General features: G+C 52.8%; 1 protein-coding gene. It reads right to left on the bottom strand.

The genetic code is table 11. The features are described 5' to 3' along the window. Nucleotides 1-439: 439 nt before the first annotated feature. Nucleotides 440-799, bottom strand: coding sequence for a hypothetical protein (locus tag Q4543_RS24400; protein ID WP_303442750.1), 360 nt, complete (start codon nt 797-799; stop codon nt 440-442). Nucleotides 800-1013: the final 214 nt, after the last annotated feature.

Raw genomic sequence — 1013 nt, 5'->3', positions numbered from 1 at the left:
CCGCCGTGGCGACCTGATCAGCCTTGGACCTCTCCGAAGGTCGGCGCTCTTACACCACCTCTCGGGGCACTACCAGCAACTGGTCCGAAATCTCGCGACCACCTCTAACCGCCCAAACACCAGATTCAGCCATAGCTCGCTTCTTAAGGGGGAGCAGCAACTCGCACAAGACAATACGCCGAACGGCAGCTTTACGACTGACAGCAGCCAACGAAAGTGGGGGAGCCTATGCCGCTCCGTCCGCACGGCTGCCGCCCCATGCTCTCGGTACGCAGGGCAGCTTAGCCGCGTAGGCTTTTCTGGGTATAGGGCAAAGCGGGGCTGACACTGGTCAGCCGCCGCGCTTGGAGCGGAGGTCTGCAAAGGGCTGTTGACGCTGCGTCAGAATGCCTGCCGAATAGCCTAGCGACGCTTGGCGGCAAAAATACAAAATCCCAATCTAAAATGCGATGCGGTTCCCGAGCTGGATCTTAACGCAGCCGCTTTCATTAATTTCGTAGGAAGCAAGCTCATAAATGGCAATCAGTTTACCCGATCCAAACAGCTCTTGATTTTCATCCTTGCCGCCATGACGGACAATAGCGTACTGGCTTGTTGTCAAAGCCTGAATGAACTGTTCGTACTTTTTTGAGAACCTGTTCCGAGGTCCCTTAAAAGGGTCTTCGTAGACTTTGTTCGCATCAATACGTGCGCTGTGCAGAACCGGTGCGTTAGCAATATCAAGACCTCGACCTTTGGCGTATCCTGTCCACGAAGATCGATACGTAAAGCCAGAATTCAATTCTCTCATTTTAATCATGATGTCGATCCTATACTGGGAAATTCATTGACTGGGCATAACGATACAGACCTCTACGCTTGCCCGCCACTCCGATTAGCATTATGGCAAACGAGCATCTATGATGTGCCGCATCGCGGATTCTTCACCTCGTTCAAGAGCTATTGTCAAATCTGGTGTTTGGGCGGTCATCAAGCGGCGGCCTGATCTTGTGTTGATGGCTTGATGCCGTTGA

Source organism: Salipiger sp. 1_MG-2023, from assembly GCF_030547555.1.
In the GTDB taxonomy this organism is placed as follows: Bacteria; Pseudomonadota; Alphaproteobacteria; order Rhodobacterales; family Rhodobacteraceae; genus Salipiger.
This window is presented reverse-complemented; position numbering and strand designations above follow the sequence as displayed.